We start from the raw sequence: 13595 nt of genomic DNA, 5'->3' as shown, positions 1-13595 counted from the left end.
AAACTAAGATTTGCCATCCGAACCAAACTACATTGTATGAAATGGAACTATACAATTTCTGTACAACTCAAAAATCATGTATGATTGAAGTGAATTGGAGAGTTGAAGATTCAACCAGGAGACATATGGCGAGGGCCTTCCCTTTAGCTGACATGCACAAAAAAACCAGTGTGCATCGAAAGGCAATCGACACATACTGGTTTGGAGTTTTTTAATTAATTTGATCCTTCATTTGTTTGTAACGCTGATATTCTTTTATCGCCTCTTCTACCTTCCCGTTTTTGTTAAATAGCTGCAGCTTGTATTGCATGATTTTATGATCACAAGGCTCAATTTTCTCGGCTTGCAGGCAAACGTCCATCGCTTGGTGATCGTTCATTTCCTGAATATGATAATCGATCAGTTCATAGGCCTTTCCAAGCCAAAGCTGGGAAAGACGCGCTTTTTCCGGTTCTGCCCAAAGATAGCCGTGCTCCATTAGATAATGATTTTGATAGGACAGGAAAATATCCATGTGCAGATGTAATGTAGCTTCATTGAGCGGAGGCGCCCCTTTGAGTGATTTTTCCCATTCCACAACATCGATTTTTGCGTCTGAAAGCCGAAGAATATATCCAGTATCAGTCTTCTCGATTGTTTGGCTGAAAGGGATCTGGCTGAATAATTTTCGTATTTGATAAATGGTGGAGTAAAGCTGGGTGCTTGCTTTTGAAATATCATAATGAGGCCAAAAAAGATCGATCAGCATGTCTTTACTGACCACACGGCCATGATTGTGAAGTAAAAATAAGTATATTTCACGTGCTTTCGACGTTCTCCACTTGACTGGAATATTTGTTTTGATACCCTTTAAGATTTGATGAAACTGCAGGCTTCCAAAGCATTGGATCGAAAAATGCGCCTCGGTATTTTCTGCATTTTGTCTGAGCATATGATTCGTTTTGATTCGTTCAACAGTAGTCTCAAGCCGCTTGTATACGACAGGCTTCAGCAAATAATCAATGGCATTCAGCTCAAACGCTTTGATAGCAAACTCATTATAAGCCGTGATGAAAACGACTTGGATGTTTTCATTCATCGATTGAATGGCCTCAGCAAGCTCAATGCCGTTTACCCCCGGCATTTCAATATCAAGAAACACCGCATCTACAGCAGGAGTCTCAGGATGCTCCAAGGCTTCAACCGGATCTTGATACGCCATAATAGATTGAAAGGCGTTTGTTCGTTCAAGCATTTTCTTAAAATGAAGCAATGCCAAGCGCTCATCATCAACAATTAACGCTTTCACAAAACATCCCACCCTATATGTAAAATCGAGATATCAGTAAATAACTTCTATTATATCATGACAAATAACCCCTTTATCTGGATTCTTTTTCTTTCTATTGTAGTTTTTGAAATTTTACACTTACAATATTTATAAAAAAATAGGAATTTAGAATGATCTGATCCTATTTGAATAAAGGAGCCATGATATGAAAGAGAAATTCATCTTTACTTCGATTATTTTTGGTTACGCTGCATTCTTTATGGTTTTCATTGCCATTGACCATTCTTCCGGGTCAACGCTTCCTGAGGCAAGGCATGGGGTCATGAACTTAGAGAATTGGGATTTTCAGAAGGATGGGAATGTACAGCTGAACGGAAAATGGACATTGTATCCAAATCAGATTCTGTCACCAAAAGAGATCGCTACAGCAAAAGGAAAAGATCCTCTCTTCGTTGATGTTCCCAGCAATGTAAAGCTGTCCAAACAAGGTATGAATGTGGATTACGGAACATATAAGCTAACCATAAGATCAAAGCAAGACCATCAGGTATTTGGGATCAGCACGTCGTTTATTTACAGCGCCAATCGCATCTATTTTAATGGACAACGCATTGGCCAAAGCGGAAGCCCTACAGATAACCCTGATTTCGCGGCACAAAACCGCCCATATACGAGCTTTTTTACGCTTCACAAGGGTGACAATGAACTTGTCGTACAATTTTCGAACTTCGGAAAAACGCCCGGATGGGGAATCGCAAAGCCAATTACTTTTGGCACTCAGGACCAAATAGTGCGGGAAAACAAAATTTCCTTTCTTAATGATACGATCATGATTACAGCTTTTTTCATTACCGGATTATATTTTCTGGGCTTTTTCCTGCAAAGAAAAAGAGATAAACATTTGTTGTTTTTTTCTGTTATGTGTCTTCTGTTTTCGTTCATTATTCTGATGATCGGAAAAGAGCGGATTATATTTCTCCTTTATCCGTCAATCTCATTTTCATTGCTAAATTCATTGAGGGCCATCTCTACAGTGTTTGTCAGCATTGCGGTTTTTCTTTATCTCTATTTTGCTTACAGAGAGATTGTTTCAAAGCGTTTTATTCGCATAGCCACCGTCTCTTCCGGACTGGTCTTAGTCACAGATTTTTTAACCGTCGGTTTTATCGGCCATACCTCGTACATCTTACATTCTGTGCTAGCCGTCTCGACTCTGGTTTATATTACATATATTTTTACGATTGCTGCGATCCGCAAAATGGAAGGAAGTCTGTATCTGACCATCGCCTCTATATCAATGAGTGCTTTTGTCATTTTAACCACCATATCAGCTTATAGCGGCAAAACAGCCTTTTCCTTTAATTCGATTTATTCATTGCCAACAGTTATCGCTTTGCTGGCGATCGTTCTGCTAATGGCACAGCAATTCGCCGGGGCATTCCGTGAAAATGAAGTGCTCTCGTGGAAATTGCTCAAAAGTGACCGTTTAAAAGATGAATTTATCGCCAAAACTTCACATGAATTCAAAACACCGCTGAACAGCATCATTAATATATGCCAGACCCTGCTGGCCGGCAAAAGAAAAAGAACAATAGAAGAAGAAAAGGAAAATATGCAGCTCGTCATCCGCATGGGCTACAGGCTGTCCAATCTCGTAAATGACATCTTGGATTTAGAAAAAATAAAGCAGGGCATGCTTCAAATCCACCCGGTTCCTGTTGATATTTATACTTTAGTTTGTTCGGAAATGAATTTCTACAATCTTTTATCGAGACATAAAAACTTGAATATGGTGAATCATATCCCGGACGATCTTCCTTTAGTGCTCGCGGATGAAAACCGCTTCCGCCAAATATTAACCAATTTAGTCGATAATGCAATTAAATATACAACAGAGGGCCAAATCACACTTTCTGCTTCAAGACTGAACGACAGCATGATCAAAGTGACAGTAACGGATACGGGAAGCGGCATTTCAGAAGCTGATCGCCAAACCATCTTTGAGTCTTTTCAGCAAGCCGAAGCGAATAAAGACGATGGTGCCGGTCTTGGCCTTAGCATTGTCAAACAGCTGGTTCAGCTCCAAAACGGAGACATTTGGGTCGAATCGAAAGAGGGAAAAGGTTCGGCATTCCATTTCACATTGCCAATCGCCCAAAATGAATCTGTATCTGAAACAAAGAAACGTCTTCCTGAATTGCATTCCAAGAAAGATCTGTCGGATATCTCATTTAGCACACCTTATTACTCTGAGCGTATTGACGCTCCAACCATTCTGATAGTCGATGATAACATTGATAGTTTGAAAATTTTGAGCGATATGCTTGAAGGTGTACCCTACAATGTGATTGCTGCGAAGAATGGAAAGGAAGCATTAGAAATCATCTCTTGCACGAAGCTTGATTTGGTTATTTTGGACTTGATGATGCCGGATATGACTGGTTTTGAAGTCTGTATGAAAATTCGCGAACGATTCAGCATGGTCGATCTCCCGGTTCTGATGATTACAGCAGCCATTATCGGCCATGACAAATACAAGGCGTTTCATGCCGGAGCGAATGATATTTTGCAAAAACCTTATCATTACTCTGAATTTATGGCGCGTATTCAAAACCTGATCATGATGAAACATACAGCAAATCAAGCGACAAGAATGGAAATGGCATTTCTCCAATCGCAAATCAAGCCTCATTTTCTTTATAATGTCTTAAACACGATTATTTCTCTCACTCATTTGGATATTGAAAAGGCCCGGGAGGTAACAGAGGAATTTACCAACTATTTGAGAATGAGTTTTGACTTTCAAAATACATCTGCCATCAGTTCCTTCAGACATGAGCTTTCGATTATCAATTCCTATCTTTCTATAGAAAAAACGCGATTCGGCAATCGGCTTGAGGTTCTTTTTGATATAGATGAAGACATTGACTTTATCCTTCCGCCTTTAATGATTCAGCCCTTGGTGGAAAATGCCGTTCTTCACGGTGTCAGCAAGAAAAGAGGCGGAGGATGGATTAAACTGACAGCTAAAAAACAAAGCAAAAATGAGTATTACATTAAAGTAGAGGATAACGGTGCGGGGATGCATCCGGAAAAACAAAAAGATCTCTTATCTGCGGATTTCGATCGCAGCGTCGGATTAAAGAATATCAATCAGCGGCTGAAACATTTTTGCGGAAGCGAGTTGATGATCAGCAGCAATCCGGATGCAGGCACCTCAGTCTCAATGCTCATTCATCTCGCTGAAACAACGGAAAGCCCCCCGGGACTGAAGGACATAGAACGCACCTAAACGAAAAAAGAGATAAAAAAAGACGCCGTTTCTAACGGCATCTTTTTTATTCCGGCGACTTCGTTTGCTGCTTCAGCAGGTCTCTGATTTCTTTCAGCAGCTCCTCCTGCGCATCCGCAGCTTCCTCCGCCGCCTCTTCTTCTGCTGCTTCTTTTTTGCGCCTTAATCCATTCAAAGTCCGAATGACGATAAAAATGGAGAACGATATAATTAAGAAGTTCACAATCGTCTGTATAAAGCTGCCATACTTCACTACAGCGTCGCCAAACGTAAACGACAGGCCTGAGAAGTCAAGCCCTCCCAGCAGCAAACCGACCAAAGGCATAATGATATCATTTACTAGAGATGTGACAATCTTGCCGAAAGCGCCGCCTATCACAACACCAATCGCTAAGTCTACGATATTTCCCCGCATGGCAAAGGCTTTAAATTCATTCCACATACAATCACCTGCTTTTCTATTTTTGTAAAGAAAAAGACAAATGTGCCCCTGGCCATCTGCCTTTTTTCATTTATTCTCCGAGGGCAAAAGTCAGTTCAACTTCGCAAACGACTTCGCCATCAACTGTGGCAACGCCTTTTCCGCGCCCGATTGTGCCGCGGGCACGAATGATTTCAACCTCTAGGTGAAGCTGGTCACCAGGCTTGACTTGTTTTTTAAAGCGGCAGTTATCAATGCCTGCAAAAAAAGCCAGTCTGCCGCGGTTTTCTTCTTTAATCAGCATCGCAACAGCTCCGACTTGAGCAAGCGCTTCTACGATTAATACGCCGGGCATAACCGGATACTGAGGAAAATGTCCGTTAAAGAACTCTTCATTTGCGGTTACATTTTTATAGCCTTTCGCCCGTTTGCCTTCTTCAACTTCCGTAATCCGATCCACAAGCAAAAACGGATAACGGTGAGGAATAATTTCTTTAATTTGCTGAGTATCAAGCATTGTCTTGACATCTCCTTCATCTGCATTAGTATGTATAGCAATCATCAAAGATCCAATCTGTACATTTGAAAAGTATATTATGAATTAATCTCTTTTTCAACTGCACTAACTATGTAACCAACTGTCAATGAGAGCCGTCAAAAGTTATGATATGATAATTATAGATTTTACCAATAGCAAAGAGGTAGGAAAATGATTTCGAAGTTTATTGAAAAAAGAATGCTAAACATGTTAGACGAGTGGTATTCCGCAATGAGCAAACGCAAAATGAATCACGTTTGCACACTGAAAGAGAAAATTGACCAGCACCTTCCGAAGATCAAAAAGAACACAAAGCTTTGGATGCGTTATCAATTGTTTCAGGCCCGCCATCAGCTGCTTTTTGAAAACCAGAACGGACTCGATTCATTGTTCGATGACCTATATGGCCTGGAAGACAAAATGGATGATGAATTGAAGTATTATCTGTATTTTTTCTCTGGATTATATGAAATGGTAAAAACAGCTCCGAAACATGCAGTACATCATTTTAAAAAAGCTGAACAGTACCTGGCCGCCATTCAAAATACGTTTGAAGCCGCTGATTTATATTATCAAACCGCCGGCGCCTATTACTTGATGAAATCACCGCCGCTTTCCATCCAATACGTCAAAAAAGCATTACACATCTATTTGCACCAATTCGGCTATATCAAAAAGGTAATCACCTGTAAACTTTTGCTCGCCGTGAATTATATTGATCAAGAACGCTATGAAAAAGCTGAACAGCTTTTCAAAGAAATCATTAACAAAACCCAGCAACTACATGACGAAAACCTGCTTTGCCACGCTTATTATAACCTTGGCTTTTTAAAAGCGACCGAGAAAAAAGACCAGGAGGCGCTTCTTCACTTTAGAAAAGTATTAAAGAATCAAGAATTTGAATTGAATTCACCAGTCTCATATCTTCATTGTGTGTACGAGTCTGTCAGAGCGCTGTTTAAAACAGGTAACATCACAGAAGCTAAAGCCGTCCTTCAAAAAGGAAAAGAATTATCTGAAAAGGTAGACATTCAAACCATTTATTTAAAATTAAAAACGCTTGAAGCCCTCTACACATCAGCGGAAGATCCCTATGAGCAGCTGCTCGAATATGTGATTGAATTAGAAAAAATCGAGGCTTGGGTGGATTTAGAAGTCCTGCTAGAAGATATTACGGAATACTACAAAAAAAAGGACGATTTCGAAAAAGCCGCTTTTTTTATCATGCGCGGCTGAGTGAAAACGCCCATTTTCTTATTATCTGACTGAATTGATTAAACCCAGCATTTGATCTCCCATTGTGATCGTTCTGCTGTTCAGCTGATATGAACGCTGAGACGTAATCAAATCTGTCATTTGTTCTGAAATATCGACATTGGACATCTCAAGTGAGCCCTGCTGCATGCCAATGTTTTGTCTATTTGCGCCATTCAGCTCTTCAAAAGCTGCCGCATTATCAATAGAGAAAAGGTTATTCCCTTCCGATTTCAGCTCTTGAGGGTTATTCACTTGGACAACCCCAAGGTTAAACCGCTGAACCGCATTTCCGTTAGAGGCGGTTAACGTGCCGTTCTTATTGATGGTGATATTCTTCATTGAACTGTCGATGTTCACTGTATTGCCTTTTTCATCAAGAACCGGATACCCATTTCCAGTAACGAGCTGAAGCTGGTTGGCATTATTGGCTGAAGGCGTTAAATATAATGCTCCGTCTCTCGTATACTGGCGGTTTCCATTTACATTCACCTGAAGATATTGGTATGGTGACGTAAACGCGATATCAAGATCACGATCCGTCTTCTGAACGCTTCCTTGATCAGAGACAAGGCGTGAATTCATCATCGCTCCGACGCCAAGGCGCAAGCCGGGCGGCGTTTTTCGGGCTTTTGCCACTTCCTCGTTTTTTTCATCAACCTGATCGAATTGCTGTCTGACAAGCTCAGAAAAATTCGTATCTTTTGCCTTATAGCCGGTTGTGTTGCTGTTTGAAAGGTTGCTGCTGATGGTGTCAATCTGCTGCTGCAGCTGGTTTAAGGTTGTTGATGCTGTTAGCATTGACCTGAGCATGGTTCATGTCCCCCGTTTTTTTCTTCCGTTATCTTAAATTTTTCCGATTTCATTCGCTGCTTTATCCATACTTTTATCGTAAGCCTGAATAACCTTCTGATTCGCCTCAAACGATCTGTACGCTTCAGTCATTTCTGTATAGGCGCTCGTCACATCCACGTTTGAAAGCTCTGAGATGCCTTGTTTTAATGAATAGGATACTTGATTATTTCCAGCTGCGCTTGGCAGATCATTGCCGTCCGCCGTGCTGTACAAATCGTTTCCGTCCCTTTTCAGATTGCGGACATCTTCCGCCATTCTGACATCAATCTGGCCGGCTGTCCGTCCGTTTGTTGTCACAGTACCATTTTCAGACACAGTGAAATTCTCATTATCAACAGTAATTGGCTGGCCATCCGTCGATAAAACAGGGCGTCCGTTGATCGTCAGCTGATTATTCTCATTTAGTGAAAATGTGCTGCTTTTTGAATAACGGATTCCATCCGCTGTTTGAACCGGATAAAAAAGAGCCGCGTTTTCATTGGTTTCCGCATTGATCGGAACTTGATTTTCGACCAATGCAATGTCTGTAGGCTGTTCTGTAGACTTCAGGCTCCCCTGTGTAAGGAGTGGCTTAAGCTCCTGCATGTACACTCCCGTATTCACGGAACCGATTTCCGTCCTCGATGTTCCGGCCGGAGATTTTGATTCAATTCTGCTGAGCAGCATCTCAGGGAACGCTCGCATCGAGCCTTGATCAGCTTTATATCCTGATGTATTTGCGTTTGCAATGTTATTTGAAAGCATTTCCGTTCTTCTTTGCTGGGCAATCATTGCGGATGTTGCTGTATATAATCCTTTTAACAAATTTTCCACCTCTAAAAATGGCATTTTTTCCAGTTGTCATATAGGAACGTTTGTTCTATAATGAAAATCAGTATTTTATCCTATTATCGTCATTTAATATCTTTTCGTGAAGGCTTTTCATAAAAAAACCTCATTCTTTTTCAGAATGAGGTTTGTGAAATCAGCTTAGTTTGCGTTTAGGAAGCTTGTCCATATTATCAAGCATGACACCTGTGCCGATGGCTACGCAATCCATAGGATTTTCAGCAACGAGGACCGGTACCCTCAGCTCTTCGGCAAGCAGCTGGTCAAGGCCGTTTAAGAGCGCGCCTCCGCCGGTAATAATCACGCCGCGGTCAATGATATCAGCAGAAAGTTCAGGCGGTGTTCTTTCAAGCACTTGTTTCGCAGCCTGCACAATAACAGCGACAGATTCACGAAGGGCTTCTTCAACTTCTTTACTGTTGACTGTAATTGTTCTTGGAAGACCGGAAACCATGTCCCGTCCGCGAATGGAAATTTCCTCGTGACGTGCGTCTGGGAAAACCGTTGCGACTTTAATCTTAATATCCTCCGCAGTACGTTCACCGATCAGCAGCTTGTACTCGCGTTTGATATAATTTAAGATTTCCATGTCAAACTTGTCCCCAGCCATTTTAATAGAAGAGGAGGTGACAATATCGCCCATTGAAATAACCGCGATATCCGTCGTACCGCCTCCGATGTCTACAACCATGTTACCGCTTGGCTGGAATATTTCCATACCCGCGCCGATAGCGGCAACTTTAGGTTCTTCTTCAAGGTATACATGTTTCCCGCCGCTTTTTTCTGCAGCTTCTTTGATTGCTTTTTGCTCAACAGATGTAATATTCGTCGGGCAGCAAATGAGCATGCGCGGCTTTGAAAACAGGCCTTTTACATTTAGCTTGTTAATAAAATGTTTCAGCATTGCTTCTGTTACTTCAAAGTCAGCAATAACTCCGTCTTTCAGCGGGCGAATCGCAACAATATTCCCAGGTGTACGTCCAACCATTCGTCTTGCCTCTTCGCCAACCGCCAGCACTTTGCCGCTGTTTTTATCAAGTGCAACTACGGAAGGTTCATTCAGAACAATTCCTTTACCTTTAACATGGATCAGTACATTTGCAGTACCGAGGTCAATACCAATATCCCTTGCAAACATCTATTTATATCCTCCTTGAAAATCTGTTTCACAGTAAATATCCACATTGTGCCCTAATTATATATATTATCATAAAATATAGAAAAAAAGTTGGAAGCACATTAAGTTCTTTACAAATTTTTGCGGATGTTTTATGAACGATTTCAAGAAGACAACGCCAGGCGATTACGATTGCTGAACAGGCTCTCCCTCAAGTATTTCATCTTTTTTATATTTGAGTTTTGTCGCTTCTCCTCCTCTTAAATGCCTGATGGATTTATGATAATCGAGTATTTCTTTCACTTCGTTTGCCAAGTCGGGGTTAATTTCAGGCAGACGCTCTGTTAAATCCTTGTGTACTGTACTTTTGGAAACACCAAATTCCTTCGCAATGACACGAACGGTTTTCTTTGTCTCCACGATGTACTTCCCTATCTTGATTGTTCGCTCTTTGATGTAATCGTGCACACCACTCGACCTCCCTAAAATGGATGTGAGAAGTGTGAAATGAGATCCGTATTCTGTAAAGAGTCATTCATTATGCCGCTTCTTCGTTGTATGGTTTTAAAAGTAAGTTTGTGAAATATGCCCACGATCCCTCACCTCAAACACTCTCTTTGTTAGGTTTGTAACAGTGTATTAGCATTCTTTTGGGAATATGCTAAAAACTCAATAAGGACAAGGGGTGAAACGAACTTTTTCAGCGTCAGCAAACTATTTCGCGTCACTAAATTTTCATCTTTACATCTATTCACCGCTCCTGTAGAATGAAATAAGCAATTAGTTACTTAGGTAAGTTTTTTAGAAGGAGACAGACATGACCTACGTCAACAGACACCTCATTCATCAAATCAACCAAAGCGCCCGCCTGATTGCCAAGAAAGCCAATGAACAGTTGGAGCCATTCGGCCTTTATTCATCTCAATGGTCAGTTTTATATTGTTTGCGTACGATCGGACCAATGACTCAAAAAGAGATTTGGTCCTATTTAAATGTGGAAGCGCCGACTGTCACACGGACGATCAAACGCCTGGAGGAGAACGGCTGGGTCCAGAGACGGCAAGGTGAAGACAAACGGGAAAAACTTGTTGTCCTCACCAAAGAAGCCGAGAAAAAATACGAAGAAATCAATGTGAAAATGCTGAAATTTGAGGAAGAGCTGCTTGCAGATTTCCGGGATGAAGATAAAGAAGCCTTTTCTCATTTATTCCGCATGTTTTTACAACAATGATAATAAGGAAGTGACATACATTTGAAAAAAGCGGATGCGATATGGACCAAGGATTTTATTATGGTCCTGCTTGTCAATTTATTTGTGTTTGTGTTCTTTTATACATTTTTAACTGTATTGCCGATCTATACGCTTCAAGAGCTTGGCGGCACAGAATCACAAGGCGGGCTTTTAATCAGCCTGTTCCTTCTGTCTGCGATCATTACTCGGCCATTCTCCGGGGCCATTATTGAGCGTTTCGGAAAGAAAAGAATGGCGATTGTATCGATGGCGTTATTCGCCCTATCATCTTTTCTGTATATGCCGATTCATAACTTTTCCCTGCTGCTCGGATTGCGGTTCTTCCAAGGGATTTGGTTCAGCATTTTAACGACTGTCACAGGTGCAATTGCCGCTGATATTATTCCAGCCAAACGGCGCGGTGAAGGGCTTGGATACTTTGCCATGTCCATGAACCTGGCTATGGCGATCGGGCCTTTCCTTGGCCTGAATTTGATGAGGGTGGTCAGCTTCCCTGTATTCTTTACAGCCTTTGCGCTGTTTATGGTTGCGGGCTTACTTGTTTCGTTCTTAATAAAAGTGCCGCAAAGTAAAGACAGCGGCACGACTGTATTCCGTTTTGCGTTCTCGGATATGTTTGAAAAAGGCGCACTCAAAATTGCGACGGTCGGTTTGTTTATTTCTTTCTGTTATTCAACTGTTACATCATATCTGTCTGTATTCGCCAAATCAGTTGATCTTTCGGATATCAGCGGATATTTCTTTGTTTGCTTTGCGGTGACAATGATGATTGCACGTCCGTTCACAGGGAAACTGTTCGACAAAGTCGGACCTGGCATTGTCATTTACCCATCAATCCTGATTTTCTCTGTGGGACTCTGCATGCTGTCCTTCACACACAGCGGCTTGATGCTTCTGCTTTCAGGAGCGGTTATCGGGCTTGGATACGGATCAATCGTTCCATGTATGCAAACATTGGCGATTCAGAAATCTCCGGCTCACCGCTCCGGTTTTGCAACGGCAACGTTCTTTACCTTCTTTGACAGCGGAATTGCTGTAGGATCGTATGTATTCGGATTGTTTGTAGCATCTGCCGGCTTCTCTGCCATTTATTTAACAGCGGGGCTGTTCGTTTTAATTGCCCTGCTCCTCTACACGTGGAGCCAGAAAAAACCTGCAGAGGCTGAAGGAAAAGTGTCTATTGCAGAATAACTTGTCAGACTGCCGGGAAATCCCGGCAGTCTTTTTTGCATCTAAAAAAAATGTTCCGCTCGATTGAACGAGAGAACGCCGCTTATAGCAATTATTCAATGACTTTCCGCGCAGGTGAATCAGGATCTAGCGTAAAGTCATACGACTCTTCATCACGATACATCGGATCGGCATAAATGGATTGCGAATCGTTATTTGTTGCTTTTCGATACGACGAAAACGAATCATATTCTTTCTTTTTCCACATCCATATTCCGTCTTGATCCGCTTCCTTGTGGTACACGTTATGATTGACCGTATTTCCTTCATTTTCTGTAAAATCGTTTCCGATAAATAACCTGGAATCACCGGCCGTCAAGATATTCTTTTCAATAGTGTTGTTTTTCGTATCGTACTGCAGCAGCAGCTGTCCGCCGTACAGTCCCTTTGTGTCATTCCGGTACATAATATTGCGGGCAATCAGAGAATTGCTGGTGCCGCCCCGCTTTTTGTCATATCCTCCGATTGAAATACCGGTGTACGCATTGTTGTACACTTTGTTATCTGTGATCTGAATGGCATTTGCATACTTTCCTTTGTGTTCAGATGTTGCTTCAATCCCAATATCGTTATCGTAAACTGTGTTGTTCTTAATCTCGATACCGTTTCCGCCATCGACATAAATCCCGCCCGCTGAGTAGTCGTCCCCATAGGCAGGATTGCCGTAAGTCGAGTTTTGATAAACCGTATTGTTTTCCACGACACCGTTTCGCACGTAATCGTTTTTATCTGCGGTTCCCTCATAACCAATTAGGTCAATCCCGATGTTGTTATTATTGCGGACCACATTGCCTGCAACAGTGAAGCCATCGATATTACCGTTCAGCACAACTGCTTCACTCGCTCCAAGCGTCAGTTTCTCAACTGTATTGTCCTCGATTCGGATGTCCTTCATGCTGCCAGTCCCATAAACTGCGATTCCATGGGCATTTCCTTCATCCGCTGTTGTCTTAATACCCTGGATATGATTATCCTTAATGGCGATATGACTGCTGGACCCTGACACATAAATCCCCATAGCAGTTGCTTTCTCAGATGAAACAGAAAGATCTTGAATCGTTAAACCGCTGATGGCAATGTCATGTTTATCGTGAATGCGAATCAGCGGTGTTTCATATTCAGCGTTCGCAACGGATTCACCGGTAATCACGACGTTTTCATTTTCATAGTTTCGGAACGTGATAGGCTTTCCGTTCGTACCGCTGTGCTTCACATCAAGGGTCTCATGATATGTGCCCTCCCGAATCATGACAGTTGTGCCGGGAGCTGCCTTCTCAGATGCGTGTGCCAATGTACGAAACGGCTTTTCTTTTGTTCCTTCATTTTGATCACTGCCATTTGGCGAAACATATAGGCAGTCTTCATCTCTTTCCTCATTCGCTTTTGTCTTATCAAACACGAAAGCAAGGATGCCCAGCGCTAAAACACCTGCCAAAAGAATAAAATACCTTTTTCTCATTTTCGATTCCCATTTCGTTTTAGAATAGATTTCTAAAACCATTATAAATGCTCTATTTATGGAAAACCATTTCAAAAAT

At 41.8% G+C, this 13595-nt stretch carries 13 protein-coding genes and 1 pseudogene; 5 read left to right on the top strand and 9 right to left on the bottom strand.

Annotated features, from left to right (window positions below):
* Positions 1–211: 211 nt before the first annotated feature.
* Positions 212–1288, bottom strand: coding sequence for a response regulator (locus tag NZD81_RS13870; protein ID WP_282373753.1), 1077 nt, complete (start codon positions 1286–1288; stop codon positions 212–214).
* Between the two features lie 187 nt (positions 1289–1475).
* On the opposite strand from NZD81_RS13870, the pseudogene NZD81_RS13865 reads away from it, so the two are divergent.
* Together NZD81_RS13865 and NZD81_RS13860 are read left to right on the top strand one after the other, a co-directional pair.
* Positions 1476–3413: pseudogene (locus tag NZD81_RS13865) on the top strand (sensor histidine kinase); the annotation flags it as partial.
* A gap of 177 nt (positions 3414–3590) precedes the next feature.
* Positions 3591–4562 carry a histidine kinase gene (locus NZD81_RS13860; RefSeq protein WP_231560767.1) on the top strand — a complete coding sequence of 324 codons (972 nt, stop codon included), beginning with the start codon at positions 3591–3593 and terminating at the stop codon, positions 4560–4562.
* A 46-nt stretch (positions 4563–4608) separates the two neighbouring features.
* Here NZD81_RS13860 and mscL read toward each other — a convergent pair whose 3' ends face one another.
* Both mscL and fabZ read right to left on the bottom strand, forming a co-directional pair.
* Positions 4609–5004 (bottom strand): large conductance mechanosensitive channel protein MscL, encoded by a 396-nt coding sequence (gene mscL, locus NZD81_RS13855; RefSeq protein ID WP_014665664.1) that lies wholly within the window; start codon positions 5002–5004, stop codon positions 4609–4611.
* A 70-nt stretch (positions 5005–5074) separates the two neighbouring features.
* The gene (gene fabZ / locus NZD81_RS13850) at positions 5075–5500 is read right to left on the bottom strand and encodes a 3-hydroxyacyl-ACP dehydratase FabZ (protein WP_003221796.1); all 426 of its coding nucleotides are present in this window, start codon (positions 5498–5500) and stop codon (positions 5075–5077) included.
* A gap of 192 nt (positions 5501–5692) precedes the next feature.
* Between fabZ and rapD the strand changes: the two genes are divergently transcribed.
* Positions 5693–6757 carry an aspartate phosphatase RapD gene (rapD, locus tag NZD81_RS13845; RefSeq protein WP_040081579.1) on the top strand — a complete coding sequence of 355 codons (1065 nt, stop codon included), beginning with the start codon at positions 5693–5695 and terminating at the stop codon, positions 6755–6757.
* A gap of 21 nt (positions 6758–6778) precedes the next feature.
* Here the strand turns inward: rapD and flhP are convergent, their stop codons facing one another.
* The 5 genes from flhP to NZD81_RS13820 form a co-directional block, all read right to left on the bottom strand.
* Positions 6779–7588 carry a flagellar hook-basal body complex protein FlhP gene (flhP, locus tag NZD81_RS13840; RefSeq protein WP_014665666.1) on the bottom strand — a complete coding sequence of 270 codons (810 nt, stop codon included), beginning with the start codon at positions 7586–7588 and terminating at the stop codon, positions 6779–6781.
* 33 nt (positions 7589–7621) lie between these two features.
* Positions 7622–8434 carry a flagellar hook-basal body complex protein FlhO gene (flhO, locus tag NZD81_RS13835; protein WP_014665667.1) on the bottom strand — a complete coding sequence of 271 codons (813 nt, stop codon included), beginning with the start codon at positions 8432–8434 and terminating at the stop codon, positions 7622–7624.
* Between the two features lie 160 nt (positions 8435–8594).
* Positions 8595–9596: a cell shape-determining protein Mbl gene (mbl, locus tag NZD81_RS13830; RefSeq protein ID WP_014665668.1), complete on the bottom strand. Its 1002-nt coding sequence runs from the start codon at positions 9594–9596 to the stop codon at positions 8595–8597.
* 165 nt (positions 9597–9761) lie between these two features.
* Positions 9762–10043, bottom strand: coding sequence for a sporulation transcriptional regulator SpoIIID (spoIIID, locus tag NZD81_RS13825; RefSeq protein WP_003221804.1), 282 nt, complete (start codon positions 10041–10043; stop codon positions 9762–9764).
* Positions 10044–10057: 14 nt separating this feature from the next.
* Entirely contained in the window at positions 10058–10168 is a 111-nt protein-coding gene (locus NZD81_RS13820) for a protein usd (RefSeq protein ID WP_010886628.1), read from the bottom strand.
* A 224-nt stretch (positions 10169–10392) separates the two neighbouring features.
* On the opposite strand from NZD81_RS13820, the gene NZD81_RS13815 reads away from it, so the two are divergent.
* Both NZD81_RS13815 and NZD81_RS13810 read left to right on the top strand, forming a co-directional pair.
* Positions 10393–10806 carry a MarR family winged helix-turn-helix transcriptional regulator gene (locus NZD81_RS13815; protein WP_003235672.1) on the top strand — a complete coding sequence of 138 codons (414 nt, stop codon included), beginning with the start codon at positions 10393–10395 and terminating at the stop codon, positions 10804–10806.
* Positions 10807–10827: 21 nt separating this feature from the next.
* Complete coding sequence (locus NZD81_RS13810; protein ID WP_040081577.1) at positions 10828–12018, top strand: MFS transporter; 1191 nt, start codon at positions 10828–10830, stop codon at positions 12016–12018.
* Between the two features lie 91 nt (positions 12019–12109).
* On the opposite strand, the gene NZD81_RS13805 is transcribed toward NZD81_RS13810, so the two are convergent.
* Entirely contained in the window at positions 12110–13516 is a 1407-nt protein-coding gene (locus NZD81_RS13805) for a right-handed parallel beta-helix repeat-containing protein (protein ID WP_282374358.1), read from the bottom strand.
* Positions 13517–13595 lie beyond the last annotated feature (79 nt).

The organism is Bacillus sp. B.PNR1 (assembly GCF_030386235.1).
Lineage (GTDB): Bacteria > Bacillota > Bacilli > Bacillales > Bacillaceae > Bacillus > Bacillus stercoris.
This window is presented reverse-complemented; position numbering and strand designations above follow the sequence as displayed.